The following is a 22,542-nucleotide window of genomic DNA, read 5'->3' as shown; positions in this document are numbered from 1 at the left end:
TGAGGAAGGTTCCTCAAGATTGACAAAGATAGGAGAAAAAAATGAATCCATTAATCCAAAGCTTGACTGAAGGTCAACTTCGTACAGATATCCCATCATTCCGTCCTGGTGACACTGTTCGTGTACACGCGAAAGTTGTCGAAGGAAACCGTGAACGTATCCAGATTTTTGAAGGTGTTGTTATTGCACGTAAAGGTGCTGGCATCTCAGAAAACTACACAGTTCGCAAAATCTCTAACGGTGTAGGTGTTGAGCGTATCTTCCCAATCCACACTCCACGTGTTGAAAAGATTGAAGTTGTTCGTTACGGTAAAGTACGTCGTGCGAAATTGTACTACTTGCGTGCTCTTCAAGGTAAAGCAGCTCGTATCAAAGAAATCCGTCGTTAATTCGACTAAAAAACTCTGCTCACCCAGCAGGGTTTTTCTCTAGCTCCCTTAGTTCAATGGATATAACAACTCCCTCCTAAGGAGTAGTTGCAGGTTCGATTCCTGCAGGGGGCAGTAAACTAGAAACAAAACACTGGATAACCAGTGTTTTTTCTTTGACCAAACTTTAAACATTTAATATGATATCCATGGTGTGGTATAATAGGAGAAAGTATCAGTGCTTATTTGAAGGGGAATTTCTCTCCTTATTATGAGTATTAGGATTTAGTTTTCTGAGAAAAATAATGATGTTTGAGTAAAGAAGGAAATGGAATGAAAATTTCTGGGACAAGTGGTAACGTTACTTTTGACTATGAAAATGGCTATGTTCTAAAAGCAGAGGGAGAGTTGTTGACTGATGGTAGCTTTATTGTATATAGGTCAAGCATACAGAATTGGGAACCAACTTACAATCACATTCTTATCACACAGAACGAGATAGATAAACTTGTCGAGGAAGTGAACTCCAGGATGACGGAGCAATCAATTCAGATCGAATTTATCTGAGTTAGAGTAGGAGAAGAATGATGAAAATCGATTACAGTGAACAGATGCTTACATGGGAATGGGATGGTTGTGTAATAAAGATAGAACTACCAGATATCATTCATGCGGAATATCATAAAGATGAGAACATGGTGATGGTTTATAGTGGAGAAAACTTTGTAAGCAAAATCATTTTCTACTTTAGTTTAGAAGGAAAACTGTTAGGGAAACAAAATCTACTAGAAGGAACCCTAGATTGGAATCATAATGGCAAACATCAGATTGGTTTTCATCATTTACATCATCTTCGATTTAGTCCTAAATATCAGCGTATCTTCAGTATATTTCGCTCATCCAGCGATTTTGACCTTCCATCAGAACTAGAGGTTTATAATTTAGAAGGTGAGAGAATCGACCAAATTGAATCTCCTGCAGGGTATACAATGCTATACATTTCTGAGATAAGTAAGAAGAAACTGAGAATTGTATGTGAAGCTCTTAAAGAAGATTGTTTTGATAGTTCTGGTCGAAGTGATTTCTATTTTAATGTGGATTTAGAAACTAGAAAATGGATAAAAGATGGCATCGCCTATTAAGGAAGAGAAATAGAAGACGGATTTTTATGATATTTTATGCTGAGAGATAATTGCACTAGGAGAATACAAATGAAACCAACAAAACTACAATGGGAAGATGTTATCCAGTTTGAAGAAGTAAAAGGTTATGGAAAATCCATCTGGAGAAATGATAACAAGTATTATTTAGTTTCAGAAGAGGGAACCGTAGCTTCTTGGTTAGTTGTCTATGAATTACCACAAGAATTATTTACCTTACTAGATAGTGGAGAGCGGACTCTACTTGAAATATCTTGGAAGGTTCAAAACGATTGTTGGCCACCGACGGAAGAAGAAAAGAAAGCTAGTGAGAAACGATTCATAGAAGAGAGTCCCACATCATTAATTGATTTACCTGAAACTAGAGAGTTATTTACTCAGGAAGAGCTTGAAAGATTAATTCCAATTGCTGAGCAAATGTGGATTGACTGGAGAGGCAAACTTCCAGATGATTATGTATCACCACTTAAGTAAGGAATGTATAAATGAAACCAACAAGACTACAATGGGAAGATGTTATCCAGTATGAAGAAGTAAAAGGTTACGGTCAGCATATCTGGAAAGATGAGGACAAGTATTATTTAGTTTTAGAAGAGGGAACCGTAGTTTCTTGGTTAGTTGTCTATGAATTACCACAAGAATTATTTATCTTACTAGAGAGTGGAAAACGGACTCTACTTGAAATATCTTGCAAAGTTAAGCACGATTATTGGCCACCGACAGAAGAAGAAAAGAACGAAATTAGAAAAGATAGAGCTAGAAAAAAGCCAATTGTGCTGATTTCCAACCGTAAAAATCAGTTGCTTTTTAGTGATAAAGAACTTGAAATGCTTATTCCCCAAGCCGAACAACAATGGATAGAATCAATGGGCAAAGTTCCAGATGATTATGTATCGCCACTCAAGTAAAAGAGATATATAATGAAACTGAATTCCAGATATTAGAGAGCTCTAATCCAGTTCACTGAAGCTATGAAAAAGCTTATATCATTTGATTATGGTTAGAAAGGGAGTGGAAATGATAGAAAAGAGAAAACATTATAAAGAACTAGTTCATCTAGGAGAATTTAAGAACAAATTAGTCTATTATGACTTAAAGGCAAAGAAATTGTATTTTTCAATTTCAGAAAGAATTTCTAAGAGTCAACAGTACGTTATACTTTCCCTGGTGTTGTTCGTTCTTCATTTTATCAGATTTCTGAATGTTTTGACAATCTTCAGTATACCTGCTCACAAGTACCTTTATTTGATTTTATTCTCTTGTATTTCCTTGCTTTTCGGGAAATTGCTGGATATCTATTTTAAGAAAGATTTGGATTTGTATCCTGCTCTATTTACAGATTTGGAGTACTTAGAATTCTTAGAGGTAGTAAAGAAAAGTGGAGCTGTTGTTTCTTCCGTAATTCGTGGTAGCGTTATTAGTTTGTTAGTATCTTTAGTCGTCTTCCTGTTATATCCTAGTTTTTTGCCATTATTTTTCCACTCGATACTTTTGTTTATTCTCTATTTGTGTATAGCAAATAATTTGCATAGGTGAAAGAGGGTAATGGGTAGCTTGATAAGAAATGTACGCACCAACTAGATCTTTTTTGCCTATGATAAAGAAGAATTAAAAAAGTAAAGAAAGTTGATTTATATGACAACAGAAATATTGCAATACAAAAATTGTACGGTATTAAAAAACAATAATGATTATCAGATTCTGTGGAGTAGAGGGAAAGAAATGCTTAATTTTCCCATTAGCCAGGAATTAGCAGAACGTGTTTCAAAATCAGAAAAAGACTCTTTAGAGGTAATGTTTTATTGTGAACATCATCGTTGGCCAGAGAAAGAAGAGTTAGAGGATTATAATCATTCAGATACGATTGTACATAAAGGCGATGGATTTGTTGTATATGAGACAAATGGTTATTACGAAATTGGCTTCTTTAAAGAAATTGGAGGAGCCATGGGTCCAGAAGTTTGCTATCCTATCAATAAGGAACTGATGGTTAAAGCATTTGAATCTTCTAGGGGAGCATATGAAGTCATGATTTATGCTGAAACAGGGCGCTGGCCCTTAAGTAAGCAAGATGATATTGATAGAAACTACATACGTAATCATCCTGAAACTATGCTATCAAATATAGAAGATCAACGTGAGTTGTTTGATGTTGAAGAGTTTAAAGCTCTTGTAAAAAAAGCCATCTCTTCAGAACTCAAGCCAACTGAACTTGATGCTATTGGTACAGTTGATAATCATTTAGAGGTTCTTCTGGTGGATTCAGTCGGCTGGCAGGAAGAGATAGAAACAGTTCATCTTGAAATTCTGCAGGAAAAAATTAACAATTATATCTACTTCCTCGAAAGCAAGCAGTATGTAGAGCGATATGGTGATAAGTTTGACAAAAAAGTCATCCATATCACATTCCAGTACTCTCCATCTGATAACGGATTGGCCTTTCTTGCGGCGGTTCAGAAGGTGTTACAACCCACAGATATGAGTTTGAAGGTGGAATTGCCGGAGTAAAGAGGGAGCGGAAACGCTCTCTTTTTGTGGTATAATGAGACTATATTTATAAAAAGATTATTTAGCATTTCTAAATAGCGAACTACTTATGCCAACGATTGACACAACGGGGCATTCTTACGATGATTTTCTATCTGCGATTGAACGTCAAGGCTATTATGAAATCAAAAATCCACGTGTCTATAAGCCTGGCACTAATGAAACTGAGCAAGTTGAGGGGATTTTTAGAATTAATCAATGGAGTAACTAAATGAAAATATATGAATTACCAGAGCCTAAAGATTATCAATCTTTTATTAATTTTTATCGTAATGTGATGGAAGAAGGGAAAGAGGAAGAAGCTTTTTTAGGCACAAATCCAAAATATCGTATATGGCAAAGGGACTCTTATGAACTTGATAGTACAGATATTGGAGTATTAATGGAATATTGCTTATTCCCTCTGTATGCAGAAGGTGATAGGGATATAGTGAGAAGAACCTTTGAAATCTTAAAAGATTTTAGCTTATCGGTTGACCTAGTCAAATTAGATAAGGTAACTGATTATATTTCTATGCAAGGCAGTCGTTTAAGAAGATATACAAGCCTTCCCTTTGTTATTGAAACAGATGAGTTGGTAAGAAATATTATAGAAAGTATTTCAAAATTATCAGATGAACAGAAACGTACTTATACCTATGAAAGACTATGTAATGTATTAGACCGTAGTCCGTTATACAGACAGTGTGATGAAGAAAAGGTAGAGAAGATTCTTAAGGAATTCAAGGAAAAATACTACAATCCACCTAAGGTAGTAGAAACCATTAAAACAGTTGAGAAAATTGAACTAGACGTTACGAGTATAGATGCGATGGGTGTTTCAGATGACCATCTAGAGTTGTTGTTGATTGATGAAAACAAATGGATAGAATCTCTGGAAGAAGAACACTTGTTGAAGCTTCAAGAAAAACTCAATAACTATATCTACTTCCTCGAAAGCAAGCAGTATGTAGAACGATACGGTGATAAGTTTGACAAAAAAATCATCCATATCACATTCCAGTATTCTCCATCAGACAACGGTCTAGCCTTCCTCGCAGCTGTTCAGAAAGTATTGCAACCCACAGATATGAGTTTGAAGGTAGAATTGCCTGAGGATGACACTTTACCAGAGAAGAAGAACTTATCAGTAAATGTAAGTCATTCAAATCATGATCAAGAAAAGGTATCTCAAGAGCGATATCTCCAGATTAAAAAAGAATATAAAATTCGCTTAGGATTAGTGATATTTCTATTTACTATATTTGCAATACTAAGCATAGTACTCATTTTTAATCTTTCTAGATTTATCCCACTTGCAGCAACAGCTATGGCAACAGTTGTGCCTTTTAATCATTTTCTGCTAGTTCCGCTATGGGAACAAAAAAAAGAGATAGAAGAGGAACATCCTGAATGGAAGAAACTGAGTACAAGTGGCGTCAAAGTTCCTTCGTCAGAATCGAGTAAAAGAACTTTGGCGTGTATAGGAACAGTTGTAGCCTTATTCTTCTCTTTTGCGATGCTCTACAGACCGGTTAAAGCGAATAAGCCAATACCTAGTATTGAGGAAATCAATAAGATACCAAAATTGGACCGCAAAACACCTAAAACATCAAGCTCTTCTAGTTCTGAAAGAGCTAACTCTTCAGATTCTGGAGCATCGTCTTCTACTGAAGAGAGCACGAAAGCAGAAAGTTCAGGAACGGAATCTTCAAAAGAAGAGACACATAACTATGATTTCCATCTTCCCGGAGTTGATGATGAGGAATTGCGTAGAGTCATTGATAGATCCAAAAAAGATTTTAGAGAGAACCATGCTAAAGAACAGACTACGGAATAGATAGATATAAAAGTAGAATTACTAGCTTAATTGAGGGAGCGAAAACCGCTCTCTTTTTGTGGTATAATGGAATATGTGGAGGGTTAGTATGCGTAAAGAATTTCTAGTTTACCAAAATAAAGTATACTCGAATTTTGTGAATTATATAAATGACTATATCCTACTTTCAAAAGATCCAGCGATGTTGGAAGAAGGATACGTTCCCTATAGTTTCTATGTAGATGATGCCGGAGAAGGCGTATACGGGAAGCTTGTGCCTTATAGTGAGGTTAGTCAGAGGTATTCGGTTTATGATCGTGTCCTATATAAAGGTCAGGAATTTACAATGGCTGGTCACAAGCATGGGGATGATGATTTTACAGCACCTGATTCTTATGTGCGACTCCTGGTTTTTGATAAAGAATTTCTAATTGAAAACAATTTAGCTGATGATGCGGAATTATTGGATGAGAAATATGGCGAGACAATGTATGCATCAGGAAAAATCCCTGTCAGCGAAGTAACGATTCTACGTCGTAGAAAGGATTTGCCAGTAGACCGAAGGAGAAAAATATGAAATCAGTTATTTTTACAATAAAAAACAACCAATCACTAAGAATTGGTGAGGTGCTTCAAGCAGAACTCTTTGAATGTTACAGCGTTTCCGCTAAGGATGCAGGATTAAAGCCATCTGCGGACTCTCTTATTTCGGATTTCCATTCTGTTCAGTTTGGGGTCAAAGAGAAGTCTAGTTTAGGGTTCCGTCTATCTTTTGATGGTCAAGCTTATCAGGTATCTGTTCCAGATTTGGCGACAGCTTCTGACTGGAGACTGGGGCCTTGATGTTCTTGAAAACCTTGCTCATTCTCTTAGACGTAACTGTATGTGAACATGATGGTGTGGCGTATGATAAAGATTCTATTCTAGAATTTCATTTCACAGATATTTTCTTATCAGCTCTTTCAGAATTGACTAAGGAAGTAAAAGTTCATCCCATCGTGGAAATTATGGGAGTGAAACGTCCTATTTACATCAATGAACTCTACCTAGGGCAGATTATCCATGTGCAGGACGAGCAACTCTTAAATAGTTATGACCAGCGTTTGCGCTTTACCCAACAGCTAAATGCTTATTACTCTGAACAGCAAGTTTTTAAAGTAGAGCAAAATGGAGAGGACATCATTATCCCTATCAATTATCTAAATAGTGAAGGACGAACTATTTTGCCGGCTCAACCAGAGCTAGAACCTCAATATTTACAAGAGTATCGAGGAAGTAAGGTTGCAGTTGCACGACTGTTTATCATGACAGCCGATGGGGAAAAACTAGCCGAGGTTCCTTATCGACAGTTCTTAGAGTCGTTGACCGAGGGTATCTATATGTTGGATGCCAAGTATGTTCTCGTAGACCCAATTTCTCCTGAAATGTTGCAGAAGTTATCACAAAACTAACATTCTAAGAAAATGATTCGTCTGTTCAAGATTGAAAAGTTACCATCTGATAGTTTTTTTCAGGTGGTTTTCTCTTTCCTTAAGTTCCCCATTTTTTATTTCTGTATTTATTTTATGCTATAATAAGACAAAGTTTTAATACCATCATTCAGCAATAGACCAAGTAAATACCTAGAAATAAGTAGAATTAACCAATGGAGTAACTAAATGCAGACGTATAAATTGAAAAATAAAGAAAATTATCAAAATTTTGTCAAACATTATCTAAAAGTGATGAGGGAAGGAAAAGAAGCAGAAGCTTTTCTTGGAGAGGACATTAGGTATCGTTTTCAACAACGAAACTCAATGATAACAGAATACACTGATATTCAGGTGCTGCTGGAATATTGTTTATTCCCTCTGTATATAGAAAGTGATAAAGATATAGAGAGAAGGACATTTGAGATATTAAAAGAGTTTTCTTTAAGTATTGATGAAAAGAAAATATGGCAAGTTACGGAATATTTATTGATTCAAGATTTCGTTCTAGCGGAATATAAACCCCTCCCTTTTGAAATTGATACAAGAAAATTAGTTCCTCTTATACTTGATACAATAGAAAAACTTCCTAGCGAGTTAAAAACTAGTGGATATTACAGTCGATTGATTGGAAATATTAAATCAATTCCTTCTTTCAAGTCTTATGAGGGGGAAAAGGTAGAGAAAATCCTTAAGGAATTCAAGGAAAAATACTACAATCCACCAAAGGATATCAATTTGTAGGAAAGTGAATGTGGCTGTGGCGATAATGGAGAAATTTTGATGACAAAACAGGAACTAGCGAATTTCATTAGTAAACATAGAGATAAAATAGGGACATTTTATATTGCGCTTGATGAACGATTTGAAGGTCAATTTACCTTGGGATACTATTACGATGAGAAGTCTAAACAATATAAAGTATATGAGGTTAATGAGCGCCAAGATATCTGGATAAGAGACGAATTTAAAAATGAAAGTGATGCAATAAATCGACTTTATCGTTTGATAAAAACAACATTTTGGATAAAAGAATCTCTTATTCAGTTAGATGTTTCAGAAATTGATGCAATCGGAACGAGTGATACAAACTTGGAACTTTTATTAATAGATGGCAATCTTTGGCTTCCAGATACTGAAGAAGAACATCTTTTGAAACTTCAAGAAAAACTTAACAACTATATCTACTTCCTCGAAATCAAGCAATATGTGGATCGATATGGCGATAGCTTTGACAAAAAAATCATCCGTATCACATTCCAATATTCTCCATCGGATAATGGACTAGCCTTTCTCGCTGCGGTTCAGAAGACATTACAGAATACAGATATGAGCCTGAAGGTAGAATTACCTGAGTGACAAAGAGAGCGGAAACGCTCTTTTTTATGTTATAATAGGCATAGAATGTATAGGAGAAAGAGATGAAGGAAAATAAACGCTTATTTTGGGTTGTTAGTGTGATGTTAATGGTCCTGACTCTTTATACACTGACTGGATGTAGTTTGGGTGGTGAAACCATTCCCAAAAACAGAACAAAGGAACAGTACGAATTTGAAAAAACGTTTGAGCCTATATTTAAATTTTTAGAGCAAGATAAGAAGGATTTTAATGGATTAAAGCTTTACAAAAATAGTATTTATATAGAGAGTGGAAACGTAGTAAAGGATTATAAAGTATTCTTAGATACTAGCCAATCTGACATTAAGGGTGACTATACAATAAAAATTGGGGATAATAAAGAAACAGTTCCTGTTACTTACTCTAATGGGAAGTTAAATTATGGGTCGGAGGTAACTCCTTTATATGATGAAGAAATTCTTAATTTGGTAGTACAAAGAGATTATTTCGCTTCCTTGAATATAAAAGAAACCTTTAAGAGTGCTGAAACTGAATTGAGCGATATTATCTACCAGCCTGAAAATCATTCTGACCTCTATAAATATCTTAAAAATAAGTACGACATGCCAGAAGATACGACCTGTCGAATAATATTAGATTACTCTAGTGGAACAATCTATGGAATTTCAATACTAATGGAATCTAAGGATGAGGCTGTTCAAATAGATTTAACTATATTTAAACAACGGGAGGATAATCAATGAATGAAATTGAAAAAAGGAACCGTCGGGTTGAAAGGTAAAGCACTATAAAAGCTGTTTTATAACTGATTTTTAATGAGCATCAGGAGATATTATGTTAAAATCGAACAAGTGGATATTCCTTGCAATTTCCGTTCCCTTTATTATTATTGGTTTGTCATATTTGTTAATTAGGATACCGATTGGGAACACTGGTAAGTTTATTCATGATCATGCGGATTCTATCAAAAGCGAAATTATTGCAGACATAGACAGTCAAGGGCAATATATAAAGTCAGTGACGCTTTTACCAGGTTCTGCGAGGGGAGGCTTTGATAATGGTGGAGATGTAGGTGGAAATTATCATATTTCCTTTACAGCCTATGCTAATAATAATCGCAAGCAGTCAATGAAAGTAGAATTATACTTTCCTGATGCTGGTATAGGTCCTTTTACATTTATAAAACCCAATCCTTATAAATCTCCTGAAACTATGAGGAGATGGTACTTATCAGTAGTAGAGGTATCAAGTGACCCCTCGTGGGATTGGAAGCGAGAGCAAGATAAATTGACTGAAACTATGAATAAACTTGATCGCAAGAGCAAGGATGCCTCCAGGCAAGTTGAAAAAGAAATTATGATTCGTAATCTTAACAGATGGCTACAAGAACATGAGGAAAATTTCAAACTAGCTATCCAAACAGACCTGTATAGAAACGACCCAGAATTGGAACAGAAATTAGGAAAGATTCAAAGTATCAGTGTAAGTGAATATCAAATGTACATTCCTTCGACAGGTAGCGACATTAGTTTTGATGTTCGATTTGAGAAATATCCTGAAGAAGTAGCTACTATAAACGTTCGCTTGCATTCCCAAGGGGAACAATCAGTTTTTAAGGATCCCTCAGTAGCTGCAACTATTAGTTTTGAAAGAGAACGTTTTGTTATAAAAACTGTGTACGACTCCAAGCTATTTCCAATTTTTAATCAAAGTCGATTTGGTAATAGTAATGGAGAAATATCTTATGAACTCCCAAAAGATTATGAAAATCAATTTTTAATTCCTTAACTTTCAAGCAAGCTATTATGCTTGCTTTATCTTTATGGCTTCAAGCCATAAGAGTAAGAACGACAAATCGATGCATGATAGAGGAGATTCAAGCTTATATCTTTTCCTTGTAGACATGGGATACTGATGTTTTCAAGTATAAAGGAGTAAAAATGATGCTAGCTATTTGTATAGATTCTATAGGTGACAAGTCAGGAACCTATAAGTTGTTAAGAAATTATTCATCCTTGCCTTTCTCTTTAATTCAATCCAGAATAGAAGATCATGACACGGTAATAGAAGTAGACATGTTAGATTTGGATGAATTGAAAAAGGTTAGAGCACTCATCCATGAGTTGAGTGCTATTGGGACTATGGTTACGATGAGAGATTCGACTGGTATTATCACCTTAGAATTTTTAAATAATATTATTTCTACCTTCGAAGAGATTGCGGCTGAAAGAGAAGAATTAGATGCTCTGATGTTTGAGGAGGAAGAGTGATTGTCACCTTTTCCAGTGAATCATACATTCCCAAGATAATTTTTAGTAATAAAAGGAAAATCAATGAAAGATAATAAAAATTTGTTGCTCTTTCTACAGGAGTTGATATACGGTCTTGTAGATTTTATCAGTGAGAAAGAATATAAGGAATTTGTCTTTGACTCCTTAAAACTTTCAAAACAGGAGCTTGATAAAGAGAGTGGGTTTTGTCCAGATGATTTATACAATCGATTGGAAAATATGGATGAGCAGGATATCTTGACATTTCAGATGCTAGATAAGAAAACCAATCCACTAGTATGGAACTGTATCGCTAATTTATTTGTCTTAGTTTGTCATTATTCTTATATGGCTTCGGGGGAAGTCTACCTGCCACAAACGATAGAAAGTGTCGACGAGGACACACTGGCTGTTCTTGCCTTAAGCTACAAACAAATCCTATCTGAAAACAGTGAACTCATTTCACAAATATCTGGGCCAGAAATAGAAGGATATTTAAAGGATGAGCTCGTTAAAAACTACTTTGGACCACTATTTTTATCTGATGAGAACGAATAGGCTATTCGTTCAAGTATAGATCAGGAGAGGATATGCTTACGAGTTATTTTATGTTGATTTTTGCTGAAGCAATTGCAAACCGTATGGAAACGCAATATACTTCACATATTCGAAACGCCTTGGATGCGTGTTGGAGTTTTTTGGAGAATAGAGATAAAAGGGGAGAGGAACTTTATCACCTTTTAGATGATGGGACAGACTTCAGTGGAATATTTATCTACATGCAGTTAGATGAAAATGAAGCGAATGGTCTCTTGTGGGACAACATTAGTTATGCAATAGGTGTGACTGCTAAAGAAGCTTTTGAGTTTGAAAATAAGAAGGAGCTTCCTTCTCCCTTGGAAAACATTGAACCGGAACTACTTGATGTCTTTATTGATAATTTAAAAGAGATTAGCATGGATCTTTATCATCACGTCGAAACAGTAAAAATTTTCATCAATAAAAATCCATACCCATCAAGAGAATCTGCCCTAAAAGAACTAGATAGACTAGGATTACTTAGATGATTTGAATAGATGATTTGGCGAAAATTCAAAAAGAACACCCCGGAAGTTAGAGTGTCATCTCTACCTTTTGGGGTGTCGTTTATTTTTAATAGTTAAGCATTTTAAAGTACCCACGTACGGATAGCATGGGCAACGCCAGATTCATCATTTGTTTTGGTGATGTATTTGGCGATTTTTTTGAGTTCTGGATTTCCATTTTCCATAACAACGGGATTTCCAACGACTTCCAGCATGGTGCGGTCATTCTCTTCGTCACCGATCGCCATGGTTTCATCTTTGGTCAATCCGAGTTTTTCAGCTAGATGGGTAATAGCTGAACCCTTGTCTACATTCTTTTTAAGGAGTTCGAGGTAGAAAGGAGCAGATTTGTTGATGGAGTAGCGCTCGTAAAATTCTGCTGGAATTTTTTCAATCGTAGCGTCGAGAATTTCTGGTTCATCGATAAACATACACTTGACGATTTCCTTGTCAGCCATTTCTTCAGGAGTGCGGTAGAAGATGGGCATGCTGACGAGGGTTGATTCGTGCACCGTGTACTTTCCGATATTGCGATTGGCAGTATAGATACCGTCCTTGGTAATAGCGTGCATGTGGACACCGAGCTTGCGACTGAGAAATTCCATATCCAGATAATCCTCATAGGTCAAGGATTCGCTGATAATCTCATGGCCAGTAGCAGTTTCTTGGACAAGGGCACCGTTGAAGGTCACGACATAGTCACCTTGGTCTCTTAACTGCAAGTCGTCCAGAAGTTTGGCAACACCTGCGATAGGACGACCCGTTGCAATCACGACTTTGACGCCAGCTTCTTTGGCATCTTGGATGGCAGAAAAGACTTCCGGAGTGATTTCTTTTTTACTGTTAACCAGGGTACCATCGATATCGACGGCGATTAGTTTAATACTCATAAATTTCCTCTATTCGTTCTTATTTGGGGTAAAATGATCGTTCTCAATCAAGTGTAAAAATTGCTGGGTGATACTTGCGAAGATGCTATTTTGGTCCAACATTTCTTTCGGGAAATAGAAACGATTGTCTCCATGGCGACTGCCAGCAAGGGATTGGACGATAGGAGACAGGCTAGAGAGTTCAGCCAGTTCTCCATTTTTTTGTATAATCTCAATCTGTGTCCGTGGATTTTCAGATTCGGGACGATAGATATCATAAGGGAGGTCAAAGTTCTTATGAATGGCAGTATAGTAGTCTGGATCAAAACCGATTTCTTCAACCAGTTGTCTCATGGTTGCGAGTTGGTCTTGGTCTTTTTCTGAAAAAGTAATGGATTTAAAGACCTTGCGGTTGACAAAACGTTGCGACAAGTCGGCTAGTATCTTGTCAGGACTGGTCATCCAGAGTTGGAAGTAGGTATTCATCACGCCGTCATCAAGTGCCAGATAATCAGATAGAGTAACTTTCTTTTCAAAAAAAGGTAGCAAATGAGGAGAAGTGCGTGCAAAGAAGTCCTTGTCTTCAGGATAGAGTTCCTTAGCGCGTTTGAGGAGATTCTGTAGAAGAACCTCCATGGCGCGTGTTGCTGGGTGGAAATAAACCTGCATATACATCTGGTAGCGACTGAGAACGTAGTCTTCGATGGCATGCATGCCGTTGCGCTGAAAGGCGATCCCATTTTCGACAGGACGAATGACTCGGAGGATGCGAGTCAGGTCAAATTCCCCATAAGATGCTCCTGTAAAATAAGAGTCGCGCAATAGATAGTCCATGCGATCCGCATCAATCTGACTAGAAATGAGCTGCACGACCTGCTTGTTAGGATAGGTATGGTCGATAACACTGGCTACCTTTTCTGGGCAATCTGGCGCTACTTGTAGCAGGACTTGGTGAATCTCTGTCTCAGGACTTTGGATGATTTCCTGAGTAATGGCTTCATGATTTGTATCAAAAAGATTTTCAAAAGTATGCGAGTAGGCACCATGCCCAAGGTCGTGTAGGAGAGCAGCGGTCATGGTCAAGAGAGACTCAGCAGGATCCCATTCTTCAGGGTATTTTTCTTCAAAAATCTCCGTGATACGTCGAGCAATCTCATAGACTCCCAAACAGTGGGAAAAGCGACTGTGCTCACCACCATGGAAGGTATAACTGGAAGTCCCTAGCTGTTTGATACGGCGAAGACGTTGAAATTCTTTTGTATTGATCAAGTCGTATATGACCTGATTATTGACGTGGATATAGTTGTGAACTGGGTCACGGAATACTTTTTCGTTCATATGACCATTATAGCAAAATCCTGCTCTTTTTGGTAAAATAGTAGGACAAGAGACAAGAAAGAGGATTTGATGTGAAGATTCGGATGCGAAATACGATTCAGTTTGATGAACAATTGGAAGTCATTGACCAACTCTATGACGTGGAAGTGCGTGAAAAGGGAGATTATCACTATCTGCTTTTCTACAATGAGGAAAAAGAAAAAGTGGTTCTCAAGTTTCATAGTCAAGAACTGGTGATGACCCGTTTCTCGAGTCCCAAAACCATCATGCGTTTTCTAAAGGATAGTGATAGTTTAGCCTATATTCCGACTCCAATGGGGATGCAGGAGTTTATCATTCAAACGAATCACTATGAATTGGATGGGCAAAAGATTGAATTAGCCTATCAACTGCAAAACCAAGAGGGACACCCCTTTGCCAGCTATCAATTAGAAATTACTTGGGGATAAGAAAAAGGTTGGCGGAAGCCAACCTTATTTGATATAGAGTTCTTGATTTTTTAGGACAATTTCACGAACACTTGCGAATTTCTTGAGTTTTTTCAGTTCTTCAGGATGGGTTACCAGAGTGATAACATAGCCCTCCTTGCCCATGCGACCTGTACGACCAGCACGGTGGGTATAGGTTTCCATATCTCTAGGGACGTCGAAGTTGACAACACATTCCAAGCTATCAATATCAATCCCACGAGCCAAAAGATCAGTTGCAAGGAGTAGGGTTAGCTGCTTGCCTTTAAACTTTTCTAAGATGACTTTTCGAAATTTAACATTGACATCGCTAGCGAGGGAAACAGCCAAGATATCGCGATACTGTAATTTTTCTTCTGCACTTCCAAGGTCTGACAAGCTGTTAAAGAAGACCAGACCACGGAAATCCTCTACATGTGCTAGTTTTCGTAGCATGTCCACTCGGTGACGTTGGTCTACCTGCATGTAGAAGTGTTGGATGTTGTCCAGTTTTTGATCAGAGAGATCAATAGTGCGCGTGTTTGGTGCAATCTTTTCTTGGTCAAACTTGGTCGTCGCACTCATGTAGATGAGTTGGTGGTCACGAGGTGCGTAGTGGGTGATTTTCTCGACAAAGTGAATTTGAGAATCATCGAACAATTGGTCAAATTCATCCAGAATGATGGTTTCTACATTCATCATCTTGATTTTTTTCAATTTAATCAACTCAAAGATACGGCCAGGTGTTCCAATCAGAATTTCTGGTCCTTTTTTAAGACGTTCAATCTGGCGTTTCTGACTCGAACCTGATAAGAAGAGCTGAGCAGTTAAGCCGATAGCCTCTGACCACGTTTTACATACATCAAAAATCTGTCCAGCTAGTTCTGTATTTGGTGCTAGGATCAAGAGTTGCTGGGCTTTTTTCTTTTGTAGTCTGAGAAGACTTGGCAGGAGGTAAGCTAGGGTCTTACCAGTTCCTGTCGGGCTTACTCCCAGTAAGTTTTCTCCAGCTAGTATAGGCTCAAATAGTTGAGTTTGAATGGGGGTAAATTCTTGGAAACCGAGTTGGTCACTCAATTCCTGCCATTCAGTCGGTAGTTTGGTTTTCATTTTTCTGCCTCAAATCTAATGCCAGCAGTCTGGCGCATGGTATAGAGTAAATCATGAACAGAGCTTGCATCATCCAGCCAGTTCTGGTAGAAAGTCTGGTCTGGTTGCTGGATCATCTGTGCAAATGCAGCAACTTCCTCAGTCATCGTATGGGGAGCTTGTTGGATAGGGAGCTGGATTGGATTTCCTTGGTGGTCGCTAAAAATAGCTGAGCGGACATGTTCAATCGTGTTAAGGGTCAAGGTTCCATCTGCTGTGTAAATCTCACAAGGAAGATTGGAAGTAATGTTTTTTCCTGCCTTGATATGAACTTGAAAGTCAGGGTAGAAGAGGATACCATCGCCATTTAGGTCAATGCTATTGTCAAGCTGTTGAGCCTGATAGGTCGCGTCCTGAGCCTTTCCAAAGAGACGAATAGCAGCGTAGAGGGGATAAATCCCCAAGTCCATAAGAGCTCCACCAGCAAAACGGTCTGAAAAGACATTGGGAGTCTGTCCAGCCAACAAGTCAGGCATCTTGGAAGAATACTTGGCATAGTTGAAATCTGCTCCCAGCACTTGCTTGTCTGCTAAAAAGTTTTTGATAGTGGTAAAAGCTTCTTCGTGGTAATTACGAGCTGCTTCAAAGATAAAACAGTGATTTTTCTCAGCTGTTTGTCTCAAATCTAGCCATTCATGTGGCTGAGTGACAGCTGGCTTTTCAAGAATGACGTGTTTCCCAAAAGACAAGGCTGCTTTGGCTTGAACAAAATGCAAGGAGTTTGGACTAGCGATATAGACTACATCAAAGGAGCTCTTGAAGAAGTCTTCTACTTGATCAAAGAGTTGGATATCTTGATAGCGAGAAGCAAAGGTTGCTGCTGTTTCTATCTTTCTAGAATAGACAGCGACCAGCTGGTATTCTCCGTTAGCATGGGCTGCTTCTATGAAATGATGACTGATAGCCCCTGTTCCGATGACACCTAATTTAAGCATAAATACTCCTTTTCCGACTTCAAATCCTTCCTTCATTATAACATAGAAAAGAAGGACTATCCAACAGATGGTAAAAATTTTCAAATGGGCTACGCATTTTTAGGAGAAAGTGGTACAATATTGAAATGAGTAAATGAAACTGAATTGGGAGAGAAAATGAGATTATTACCAATAAGAAAAATATCACGTCAGTCTAAGCGACTAGCGCTTTTTTTGACTTTTTGTGCAGGATATGTCGATGCTTATACCTTTATCGTGCGAGGGAACACCCTTGTCGCTGGACAGACTGGGAATGTGGTTTTTCTTTCTGTAGGACTTATTCAACAAAATGTATCGGATGCCAGTGCCAAAGTAATGACCTTGTTTTCCTTTATGATGGGTGTCTTTTTTCTGACATTGTATAAGGAAAAACTACGAATTGTTAAAAAGCCGATTTTGTCCTTGATTCCACTTGCAGTCTTATCCCTAATTATAGGCTTTGTGCCGCAAACGGTTGACAATATCTATCTCGTACCGCCCTTGGCCTTTTGTATGGGACTGGTGACAACAGCCTTTGGAGAAGTGTCAGGTATTGCCTATAATAATGCTTTTATGACGGGCAATATTAAACGAACCATGTTGGCTTTTGGAGATTATTTCCGGACCAAGCATACGCCTTTTCTACGAGAGGGCTTGATTTTTGTTAGCTTACTTAGTAGTTTTGTCTTCGGAGTTGTTTTTTCAGCTTATTTGACGATTTACTATCAGGAGAAGACAATTCTAGGTGTTCCTCTTATGATGAGTATCTTTTACTTCAGTATGCTTTTTGCTTCTTGGAGAAAAAAAGGGAAAGAAAAAGCTTAAATTTGATTGATTTCGCTTGTAAGAAAAAAGAAGATATGCTATACTTGAAGAGTTGACTATGCACAATCCTGTGCAACCGCACGAACATCGTTTGCTCATCGTATACAAAATTTAAACTTTGTTATACTTAGAGCTCTTCTTTTAAGTGGTTCGTCCCACGATGCTAGGCGAGTCTTCACAAAAATACGGGGAAACCCTAAAAATCATAGGAGGTGCATAATGAGCACATACGCAATTATCAAAACTGGCGGAAAACAAGTTAAAGTTGAAGTTGGTCAAGCAGTTTACGTTGAAAAATTGAACGTTGAAGCTGGTCAAGAAGTTACTTTTAACGAAGTTGTTCTTGTTGGTGGTGAAAACACTGTTGTCGGAACTCCACTTGTTGCTGGAGCTACTGTAGTTGGAACTGTTGAAAAACAAGGAAAACAAAAGAAAGTTGTTACTTACAAGTACAAACCTAAAAAAGGTAGCCACCGTAAACAAGGTCACCGTCAACCATATACAAAAGTTGTCATCAACGCGATCAACGCTTAATTTTAAGGAGAACACATGATACAAGCAGTCTTTGAGAGAGCCGAAGATGGCGAGCTGAGGAGTGCGGAAATTACTGGACACGCCGAAAGTGGCGAATACGGCTTAGATGTCGTGTGTGCATCGGTTTCTACGCTTGCCATTAACTTTATCAATTCCATTGAGAAATTTGCAGGCTATGAACCAATCTTAGAATTAAACGAAGATGAAGGTGGCTATCTAAAGGTTGAAATACCAGCGGATCTTCCTTCGCACCAGAGAGAAATGACCCAGTTATTCTTTGAATCATTTTTCTTAGGTATGGCAAATTTATCGGAGAACTCTTCTGAGTTCGTCCAAACCAGAGTTATCACAGAAAACTAACACGGAGGAAAACATTATGTTAAAAATGACTCTTAACAACTTGCAACTTTTCGCCCACAAAAAAGGTGGAGGTTCTACATCAAACGGACGTGATTCACAAGCAAAACGTCTTGGAGCTAAAGCAGCTGACGGACAAACTGTAACAGGTGGATCAATCCTTTACCGTCAACGTGGTACACACATCTATCCAGGTGTAAACGTTGGACGTGGTGGAGACGATACTTTGTTCGCTAAAGTTGAAGGCGTAGTACGCTTTGAACGTAAAGGTCGCGATAAGAAACAAGTTTCTGTTTACCCAATCGCAAAATAAAAAGGTCCAGTGAACCTTTTTATCCCGAGCCTTGGTATTTTAAGGCGAGGAAGCTAGAAGTAGCATTAAATAAGGCTTTCCGAGTTTTCGGAGAGCCTATTTTTTTGTTTTGATACCCATAACTCTTTGTTACTAGTGTAGATGAATTTTGTGAGCGACATTATTTTTCCTAGGTGGAAAACTTCTAAAATATGGTATAATGAACAGATAGAGAAGTTGGGGGTAAAAGATGAACATTCAACAATTACGCTATGTTGTTGCTATTGCCAATAGTGGTACTTTCCGTGAAGCTGCTGAAAAGATGTATGTTAGTCAGCCGAGTTTGTCTATTTCTGTGCGCGATTTGGAAAAAGAGCTAGGCTTTAAGATTTTTCGTCGGACGAGTTCGGGGACTTTCTTAACCCGTCGTGGTATGGAATTTTATGAGAAAGCGCAGGAGTTAGTTAAAGACTTTGATGTTTTTCAAAATCAGTATGCCAATCCTGAGGAAGAAAAGGATGAATTTTCCATTGCCAGCCAGCACTATGACTTCTTGCCACCAACGATTACGGCCTTTTCAGAGCGTTATCCTGATTATAAGAACTTTCGTATTTTTGAGTCTACCACAGTTCAAATATTAGACGAAGTGGCGCAAGGACACAGTGAGATTGGGATTATATACCTCAACAACCAAAATAAAAAGGGCATCATACAACGGGTTGAAAAGCTTGGTTTAGAAGTTATCGAACTAATTCCTTTCCAGACTCACATTTATCTTCGTGAAGGGCATCCTTTGGCACAGAAAGAGGAATTGGTCATGGAGGATTTAGCTGATTTACCAACGGTTCGTTTTACTCAGGAAAAGGATGAGTATCTATACTATTCAGAGAACTTTGTCGACACCAGCGCGAGCTCCCAGATGTTCAATGTGACCGACCGTGCTACTTTGAATGGTATTTTGGAGCGGACGGATGCCTATGCGACAGGTTCAGGGTTTTTAGATAGTGACAGTGTTAATGGCATCACAGTCATTCGTCTCAAGGATAATCTAGATAATCGCATGGTCTACGTCAAACGGGAAGAGGTGGAGCTTAGCCAAGCTGGGACTCTTTTCGTTGAGGTTATGCAAGAATATTTTGATCAAAAGAGGAAATCATGAAAAAAAGAGGAATAGTAGCAGTCATTGTACTGCTTTTGATTGGGCTGGATCAGTTGGTCAAAAATTATGTTGTCCAGCAGATTCCACTGGGTGAAGTGCGTTCGTGGATCCCCAATCTCGTCAGCTTGACCTATCTGCAAAATAGAGGGGCAGCCTTCTCCATGCTGCAAGATCAGCAGTGGTTATTTGCTGTTATTACACTGGTCGTCATGGTAGGTGCCATTTGGTATTTACATAAACACATGGAGGATTCTCTCTGGTTAGTTTTTGGACTGACTTTGATAATAGCGGGAGGTCTGGGCAACTTTATCGACAGAATGAGTCAAGGTTTTGTGGTGGATATGTTTCACCTAGACTTTATCAACTTTGCGATTTTCAATGTTGCTGATAGCTATTTGACAGTTGGTGTCATTGTTTTATTGATTGCAATGCTTAAAGAGGAAGTAAATGGAAATAAAAATTGAAACTGGTGGGCAACGTCTAGACAAGGCTCTGTCGGACCTGACAGAATTGTCACGCAGTCTCGCGAATGAACAAATCAAGGCTGGACAAGTTTTGGTGAATGGGCAAGCCAAGAAAGCAAAATACACTGTCCAAGAGGGGGATATCGTCACCTACCATGTGCCAGAACCAGAGATTTTAGAGTATGTGGCTGAGAATCTGCCACTCGAGATTATCTACCAAGATGAGGATGTAGCCGTTGTTAACAAACCTCAAGGCATGGTGGTCCATCCCAGCGCCGGTCATACAAGTGGAACCTTGGTCAATGCCATCATGTACCATATCAAGGACTTGTCAGGTATCAATGGTGTTCTACGACCGGGTATCGTTCACCGTATTGATAAGGACACATCTGGTCTCCTTATGATTGCTAAGAATGATGAGGCCCACTTAGCACTCGCGCAAGAACTCAAGGACAAGAAGTCTCTCCGTAAATACTGGGCGATTGTTCATGGCAATCTGCCCAATGATCGTGGTGTGATTGAAGCTCCGATTGGTCGTAGTGAAAAAGATCGTAAGAAACAGGCAGTGACTGCTAAAGGGAAGCCAGCAGTGACTCGTTTTCAAGTCTTGGAACGCTTTGGAGATTATAGTTTGCTAGAGTTGCAACTGGAAACAGGACGTACCCACCAAATCCGTGTTCATATGGCTTATATTGGCCATCCAGTCGCTGGTGATGAAGTCTATGGCCCTCGTAAAACCCTGAAAGGACATGGACAGTTTCTCCATGCCAAAACTCTAGGTTTTACTCATCCGAGAACAGGTGAAACCTTGGAGTTCACAGCAGATATTCCAGAGATTTTTAAAGAAACGCTGGAAAGATTGCGTAAAGCTGAGAATAGATAAAAGAGTTGAGATGACTGTCTCAACCTTTTTATTTCAAGTCTTTTCTATTTTAAAGTATTCATGTTATAATGGATAAATATGAAGAATCGGAGTGAGAATATGAAGTACAAACGAATCGTCTTTAAGGTGGGGACCTCCTCCTTGACAAATGAAGACGGGAGTTTATCAAGAAGTAAAGTAAAGGCAATTACCCAGCAATTGGCTATGCTGCATGAGGCTGGACATGAGTTGATTTTGGTGTCATCTGGGGCAGTTGCCGCTGGATTTGGAGCTTTGGGTTTTAAAAAACGTCCGACCAAGATTGCAGATAAACAAGCTTCGGCTGCAGTTGGTCAGGGACTTTTGTTGGAGGAATACACAACCAACCTCCTCATGCGCCAGATCGTTTCTGCACAAATCTTGCTGACACAGGACGACTTTGTGGATAAGCGCCGTTATAAAAATGCCCATCAGGCCTTGTCTGTATTACTTCATCGTGGTGCAATTCCTATCATTAACGAGAATGATAGTGTCGTCATTGACGAACTAAAGGTGGGTGATAATGACACTCTGAGTGCCCAGGTAGCAGCTATGGTTCAAGCGGATCTTTTGGTTCTCTTGACGGATGTGGACGGCCTCTATACTGGCAATCCCAACTCGGATTCAACAGCCAAACGTTTGAAGAAAATCGAGACTATCAATCGTGAGATTATTGATATGGCTGGTGGAGCAGGTTCATCAAACGGTACTGGGGGCATGCTGACCAAAATCAAGGCTGCAACTATTGCGACGGAGTCAGGTGTGCCAGTCTATATCTGCTCTTCTATGAAATCTGATGCCTTGATTGAGGCAGCTGAAGAAACTAGGGATGGTTCCTTCTTTGTTGCGCAAGAGAAGGGACTTCGTACCCAGAAACAATGGCTGGCCTTCTATGCTCAAAGTCAGGGAACGATTTGGGTAGATGGTGGAGCTGCAGAGGCACTTTCAAAAAACGGGAAAAGTCTCCTTTTATCGGGTGTGGTAGAAGTGGAAGGAAACTTCTCTTACCACGATATTGTCACAGTGGCTGATAAAGAAACAGGTCAATCTCTTGGAAAGGGACGTGTCCAATTTGGTGTCTCAGCCCTAGAAGATATGCTCCGTTCTCAAAAAGCTAAGGGAGTCTTGATTCACCGTGATGACTGGATTTCCATCACTCCTGAAATCCAGCTGCTCTTTACAGAATTTTAGAGGTGAAC

General features: G+C 38.6%; 28 protein-coding genes, 1 tRNA gene, 3 pseudogenes and 1 other annotated feature. Of the genes and pseudogenes, 27 read left to right on the top strand and 5 right to left on the bottom strand.

Going from position 1 to position 22,542, the window contains the following annotated elements:
* Window positions 1–41 precede the first annotated feature (41 nt).
* The 18 genes and pseudogenes from rplS (at window position 42) to CO686_RS05730 (ending at window position 12,038) form a co-directional block, all read left to right on the top strand.
* Window positions 42–389: a 50S ribosomal protein L19 gene (gene rplS / locus CO686_RS05820; RefSeq protein ID WP_001068669.1), complete on the top strand. Its 348-nt coding sequence runs from the start codon at window positions 42–44 to the stop codon at window positions 387–389.
* A gap of 42 nt (window positions 390–431) precedes the next feature.
* Window positions 432–503, top strand: a tRNA-Arg gene (locus CO686_RS05815).
* A 198-nt stretch (window positions 504–701) separates the two neighbouring features.
* A complete protein-coding gene (locus CO686_RS05810) occupies window positions 702–935 on the top strand; it encodes an Imm74 family immunity protein (protein ID WP_000703149.1) in 234 nt (77 codons plus the stop codon).
* 20 nt (window positions 936–955) lie between these two features.
* Entirely contained in the window at window positions 956–1,510 is a 555-nt protein-coding gene (locus CO686_RS05805; RefSeq protein ID WP_049550022.1) for a hypothetical protein, read from the top strand.
* Between the two features lie 69 nt (window positions 1,511–1,579).
* On the top strand, window positions 1,580–2,002 hold the full coding sequence (locus CO686_RS05800) for a hypothetical protein (protein ID WP_049490227.1): 423 nt from the start codon (window positions 1,580–1,582) through the stop codon (window positions 2,000–2,002).
* 11 nt (window positions 2,003–2,013) lie between these two features.
* On the top strand, window positions 2,014–2,436 hold the full coding sequence (locus CO686_RS05795; RefSeq protein ID WP_000805398.1) for a hypothetical protein: 423 nt from the start codon (window positions 2,014–2,016) through the stop codon (window positions 2,434–2,436).
* 886 nt (window positions 2,437–3,322) lie between these two features.
* Window positions 3,323–4,036: a DUF6572 domain-containing protein gene (locus tag CO686_RS05785; RefSeq protein WP_225893252.1), complete on the top strand. Its 714-nt coding sequence runs from the start codon at window positions 3,323–3,325 to the stop codon at window positions 4,034–4,036.
* Between the two features lie 88 nt (window positions 4,037–4,124).
* Complete coding sequence (locus CO686_RS10345) at window positions 4,125–4,286, top strand: hypothetical protein (protein ID WP_001142078.1); 162 nt, start codon at window positions 4,125–4,127, stop codon at window positions 4,284–4,286.
* Window positions 4,287–5,171, top strand: a pseudogene (gene ifs / locus CO686_RS05780) (NAD glycohydrolase toxin immunity factor); the annotation flags it as partial.
* Window positions 5,172–5,982: 811 nt separating this feature from the next.
* Window positions 5,983–6,450 (top strand): UCP033725 family protein, encoded by a 468-nt coding sequence (locus CO686_RS05770; RefSeq protein ID WP_049490225.1) that lies wholly within the window; start codon window positions 5,983–5,985, stop codon window positions 6,448–6,450.
* Window positions 6,447–7,324: pseudogene (locus CO686_RS05765) on the top strand (DUF4299 family protein). The gene CO686_RS05770 and the pseudogene CO686_RS05765 overlap by 4 nt, the downstream one beginning before the upstream one ends.
* A 207-nt stretch (window positions 7,325–7,531) precedes the next feature.
* Entirely contained in the window at window positions 7,532–8,086 is a 555-nt protein-coding gene (locus tag CO686_RS05760; protein WP_049490224.1) for an NAD glycohydrolase inhibitor, read from the top strand.
* A 39-nt stretch (window positions 8,087–8,125) separates the two neighbouring features.
* Window positions 8,126–8,701, top strand: a complete 576-nt coding sequence (locus CO686_RS05755; protein ID WP_049490223.1) for a DUF6572 domain-containing protein — start codon at window positions 8,126–8,128, stop codon at window positions 8,699–8,701.
* Between the two features lie 62 nt (window positions 8,702–8,763).
* Window positions 8,764–9,444, top strand: a complete 681-nt coding sequence (locus CO686_RS05750; protein WP_049490222.1) for a hypothetical protein — start codon at window positions 8,764–8,766, stop codon at window positions 9,442–9,444.
* Between the two features lie 91 nt (window positions 9,445–9,535).
* Window positions 9,536–10,489: a hypothetical protein gene (locus CO686_RS05745; RefSeq protein ID WP_000920280.1), complete on the top strand. Its 954-nt coding sequence runs from the start codon at window positions 9,536–9,538 to the stop codon at window positions 10,487–10,489.
* A gap of 155 nt (window positions 10,490–10,644) precedes the next feature.
* On the top strand, window positions 10,645–10,971 hold the full coding sequence (locus tag CO686_RS05740) for a hypothetical protein (RefSeq protein ID WP_044021737.1): 327 nt from the start codon (window positions 10,645–10,647) through the stop codon (window positions 10,969–10,971).
* Window positions 10,972–11,034: 63 nt separating this feature from the next.
* A complete protein-coding gene (locus CO686_RS05735; RefSeq protein ID WP_049550018.1) occupies window positions 11,035–11,529 on the top strand; it encodes an Imm6 family immunity protein in 495 nt (164 codons plus the stop codon).
* A gap of 32 nt (window positions 11,530–11,561) precedes the next feature.
* Window positions 11,562–12,038, top strand: a complete 477-nt coding sequence (locus CO686_RS05730) for an Imm6 family immunity protein (protein ID WP_049550017.1) — start codon at window positions 11,562–11,564, stop codon at window positions 12,036–12,038.
* Between the two features lie 101 nt (window positions 12,039–12,139).
* Here the strand turns inward: CO686_RS05730 and yidA are convergent, their stop codons facing one another.
* Complete coding sequence (yidA, locus tag CO686_RS05725; protein WP_000023486.1) at window positions 12,140–12,946, bottom strand: sugar-phosphatase; 807 nt, start codon at window positions 12,944–12,946, stop codon at window positions 12,140–12,142.
* A gap of 9 nt (window positions 12,947–12,955) precedes the next feature.
* Window positions 12,956–14,263 (bottom strand): HD domain-containing protein, encoded by a 1,308-nt coding sequence (locus CO686_RS05720; protein ID WP_001003530.1) that lies wholly within the window; start codon window positions 14,261–14,263, stop codon window positions 12,956–12,958.
* A gap of 71 nt (window positions 14,264–14,334) precedes the next feature.
* On the opposite strand from CO686_RS05720, the gene CO686_RS05715 reads away from it, so the two are divergent.
* Window positions 14,335–14,712 (top strand): YwiB family protein, encoded by a 378-nt coding sequence (locus tag CO686_RS05715; protein ID WP_002881798.1) that lies wholly within the window; start codon window positions 14,335–14,337, stop codon window positions 14,710–14,712.
* 24 nt (window positions 14,713–14,736) lie between these two features.
* Here CO686_RS05715 and CO686_RS05710 read toward each other — a convergent pair whose 3' ends face one another.
* Window positions 14,737–15,819: a DEAD/DEAH box helicase gene (locus CO686_RS05710; RefSeq protein ID WP_000850570.1), complete on the bottom strand. Its 1,083-nt coding sequence runs from the start codon at window positions 15,817–15,819 to the stop codon at window positions 14,737–14,739.
* Complete coding sequence (locus CO686_RS05705; protein ID WP_000915870.1) at window positions 15,816–16,793, bottom strand: Gfo/Idh/MocA family protein; 978 nt, start codon at window positions 16,791–16,793, stop codon at window positions 15,816–15,818. The genes CO686_RS05710 and CO686_RS05705 overlap by 4 nt, the downstream gene beginning before the upstream one ends.
* Before the next feature lie 156 nt (window positions 16,794–16,949).
* On the opposite strand from CO686_RS05705, the gene CO686_RS05700 reads away from it, so the two are divergent.
* From CO686_RS05700 to rpmA, 4 genes are all read left to right on the top strand, one after another.
* The gene (locus CO686_RS05700; RefSeq protein WP_001238358.1) at window positions 16,950–17,636 is read left to right on the top strand and encodes a YoaK family protein; all 687 of its coding nucleotides are present in this window, start codon (window positions 16,950–16,952) and stop codon (window positions 17,634–17,636) included.
* A gap of 64 nt (window positions 17,637–17,700) precedes the next feature.
* Window positions 17,701–17,821 (top strand) — a sequence feature (ribosomal protein L21 leader region).
* 34 nt (window positions 17,822–17,855) lie between these two features.
* Window positions 17,856–18,170: a 50S ribosomal protein L21 gene (gene rplU / locus CO686_RS05695; protein ID WP_000109141.1), complete on the top strand. Its 315-nt coding sequence runs from the start codon at window positions 17,856–17,858 to the stop codon at window positions 18,168–18,170.
* Window positions 18,171–18,185: 15 nt separating this feature from the next.
* The gene (locus CO686_RS05690; RefSeq protein ID WP_000613697.1) at window positions 18,186–18,530 is read left to right on the top strand and encodes a ribosomal-processing cysteine protease Prp; all 345 of its coding nucleotides are present in this window, start codon (window positions 18,186–18,188) and stop codon (window positions 18,528–18,530) included.
* Between the two features lie 16 nt (window positions 18,531–18,546).
* Complete coding sequence (gene rpmA / locus CO686_RS05685; protein WP_000916509.1) at window positions 18,547–18,840, top strand: 50S ribosomal protein L27; 294 nt, start codon at window positions 18,547–18,549, stop codon at window positions 18,838–18,840.
* A 165-nt stretch (window positions 18,841–19,005) separates the two neighbouring features.
* On the opposite strand, the pseudogene CO686_RS10475 reads toward rpmA, so the two are convergent.
* Window positions 19,006–19,077, bottom strand: a pseudogene (locus tag CO686_RS10475) (AraC family transcriptional regulator); the annotation flags it as partial.
* Between CO686_RS10475 and CO686_RS05680 the strand changes: the two are divergent.
* From CO686_RS05680 to proB, 4 genes are all read left to right on the top strand, one after another.
* Window positions 19,070–19,978 (top strand): LysR family transcriptional regulator, encoded by a 909-nt coding sequence (locus tag CO686_RS05680; RefSeq protein ID WP_096753616.1) that lies wholly within the window; start codon window positions 19,070–19,072, stop codon window positions 19,976–19,978. The pseudogene CO686_RS10475 and the gene CO686_RS05680 sit on opposite strands and share 8 nt — an antisense overlap.
* The gene (gene lspA, locus CO686_RS05675) at window positions 19,975–20,442 is read left to right on the top strand and encodes a signal peptidase II (protein ID WP_000745683.1); all 468 of its coding nucleotides are present in this window, start codon (window positions 19,975–19,977) and stop codon (window positions 20,440–20,442) included. Before CO686_RS05680 ends, lspA begins: the two co-directional genes overlap by 4 nt.
* A complete protein-coding gene (locus tag CO686_RS05670) occupies window positions 20,426–21,325 on the top strand; it encodes an RluA family pseudouridine synthase (RefSeq protein ID WP_049550014.1) in 900 nt (299 codons plus the stop codon). Before lspA ends, CO686_RS05670 begins: the two co-directional genes overlap by 17 nt.
* Window positions 21,326–21,424: 99 nt before the next feature.
* Window positions 21,425–22,534, top strand: a complete 1,110-nt coding sequence (proB, locus tag CO686_RS05665; RefSeq protein WP_049550013.1) for a glutamate 5-kinase — start codon at window positions 21,425–21,427, stop codon at window positions 22,532–22,534.
* The last annotated feature ends 8 nt before the right edge of the window (window positions 22,535–22,542 follow it).

The organism is Streptococcus oralis (assembly GCF_002386345.1).
Taxonomy (GTDB): Bacteria; Bacillota; Bacilli; order Lactobacillales; family Streptococcaceae; genus Streptococcus; species Streptococcus oralis_S.
This window is presented reverse-complemented; position numbering and strand designations above follow the sequence as displayed.

Coding starts and splice junctions, on each gene's coding strand:
- yidA (WP_000023486.1), bottom strand. CDS start 12,946: ATGAGTATTAAACTAATCGCCGTCGATATCGATGGTACCCTGGTTAAC.
- CO686_RS05730 (WP_049550017.1), top strand. CDS start 11,562: ATGCTTACGAGTTATTTTATGTTGATTTTTGCTGAAGCAATTGCAAAC.
- CO686_RS05690 (WP_000613697.1), top strand. CDS start 18,186: ATGATACAAGCAGTCTTTGAGAGAGCCGAAGATGGCGAGCTGAGGAGT.
- CO686_RS10345 (WP_001142078.1), top strand. CDS start 4,125: ATGCCAACGATTGACACAACGGGGCATTCTTACGATGATTTTCTATCT.
- CO686_RS05720 (WP_001003530.1), bottom strand. CDS start 14,263: ATGAACGAAAAAGTATTCCGTGACCCAGTTCACAACTATATCCACGTC.
- CO686_RS05745 (WP_000920280.1), top strand. CDS start 9,536: ATGTTAAAATCGAACAAGTGGATATTCCTTGCAATTTCCGTTCCCTTT.
- CO686_RS05760 (WP_049490224.1), top strand. CDS start 7,532: ATGCAGACGTATAAATTGAAAAATAAAGAAAATTATCAAAATTTTGTC.
- CO686_RS05770 (WP_049490225.1), top strand. CDS start 5,983: ATGCGTAAAGAATTTCTAGTTTACCAAAATAAAGTATACTCGAATTTT.
- CO686_RS05735 (WP_049550018.1), top strand. CDS start 11,035: ATGAAAGATAATAAAAATTTGTTGCTCTTTCTACAGGAGTTGATATAC.
- CO686_RS05680 (WP_096753616.1), top strand. CDS start 19,070: ATGAACATTCAACAATTACGCTATGTTGTTGCTATTGCCAATAGTGGT.
- CO686_RS05670 (WP_049550014.1), top strand. CDS start 20,426: ATGGAAATAAAAATTGAAACTGGTGGGCAACGTCTAGACAAGGCTCTG.
- rpmA (WP_000916509.1), top strand. CDS start 18,547: ATGTTAAAAATGACTCTTAACAACTTGCAACTTTTCGCCCACAAAAAA.
- CO686_RS05710 (WP_000850570.1), bottom strand. CDS start 15,819: ATGAAAACCAAACTACCGACTGAATGGCAGGAATTGAGTGACCAACTC.
- proB (WP_049550013.1), top strand. CDS start 21,425: ATGAAGTACAAACGAATCGTCTTTAAGGTGGGGACCTCCTCCTTGACA.
- CO686_RS05755 (WP_049490223.1), top strand. CDS start 8,126: ATGACAAAACAGGAACTAGCGAATTTCATTAGTAAACATAGAGATAAA.
- CO686_RS05750 (WP_049490222.1), top strand. CDS start 8,764: ATGAAGGAAAATAAACGCTTATTTTGGGTTGTTAGTGTGATGTTAATG.
- CO686_RS05700 (WP_001238358.1), top strand. CDS start 16,950: ATGAGATTATTACCAATAAGAAAAATATCACGTCAGTCTAAGCGACTA.
- CO686_RS05785 (WP_225893252.1), top strand. CDS start 3,323: ATGTTTTATTGTGAACATCATCGTTGGCCAGAGAAAGAAGAGTTAGAG.
- rplU (WP_000109141.1), top strand. CDS start 17,856: ATGAGCACATACGCAATTATCAAAACTGGCGGAAAACAAGTTAAAGTT.
- CO686_RS05795 (WP_000805398.1), top strand. CDS start 2,014: ATGAAACCAACAAGACTACAATGGGAAGATGTTATCCAGTATGAAGAA.
- CO686_RS05810 (WP_000703149.1), top strand. CDS start 702: ATGAAAATTTCTGGGACAAGTGGTAACGTTACTTTTGACTATGAAAAT.
- CO686_RS05805 (WP_049550022.1), top strand. CDS start 956: ATGAAAATCGATTACAGTGAACAGATGCTTACATGGGAATGGGATGGT.
- lspA (WP_000745683.1), top strand. CDS start 19,975: ATGAAAAAAAGAGGAATAGTAGCAGTCATTGTACTGCTTTTGATTGGG.
- CO686_RS05740 (WP_044021737.1), top strand. CDS start 10,645: ATGCTAGCTATTTGTATAGATTCTATAGGTGACAAGTCAGGAACCTAT.
- rplS (WP_001068669.1), top strand. CDS start 42: ATGAATCCATTAATCCAAAGCTTGACTGAAGGTCAACTTCGTACAGAT.
- CO686_RS05800 (WP_049490227.1), top strand. CDS start 1,580: ATGAAACCAACAAAACTACAATGGGAAGATGTTATCCAGTTTGAAGAA.
- CO686_RS05705 (WP_000915870.1), bottom strand. CDS start 16,793: ATGCTTAAATTAGGTGTCATCGGAACAGGGGCTATCAGTCATCATTTC.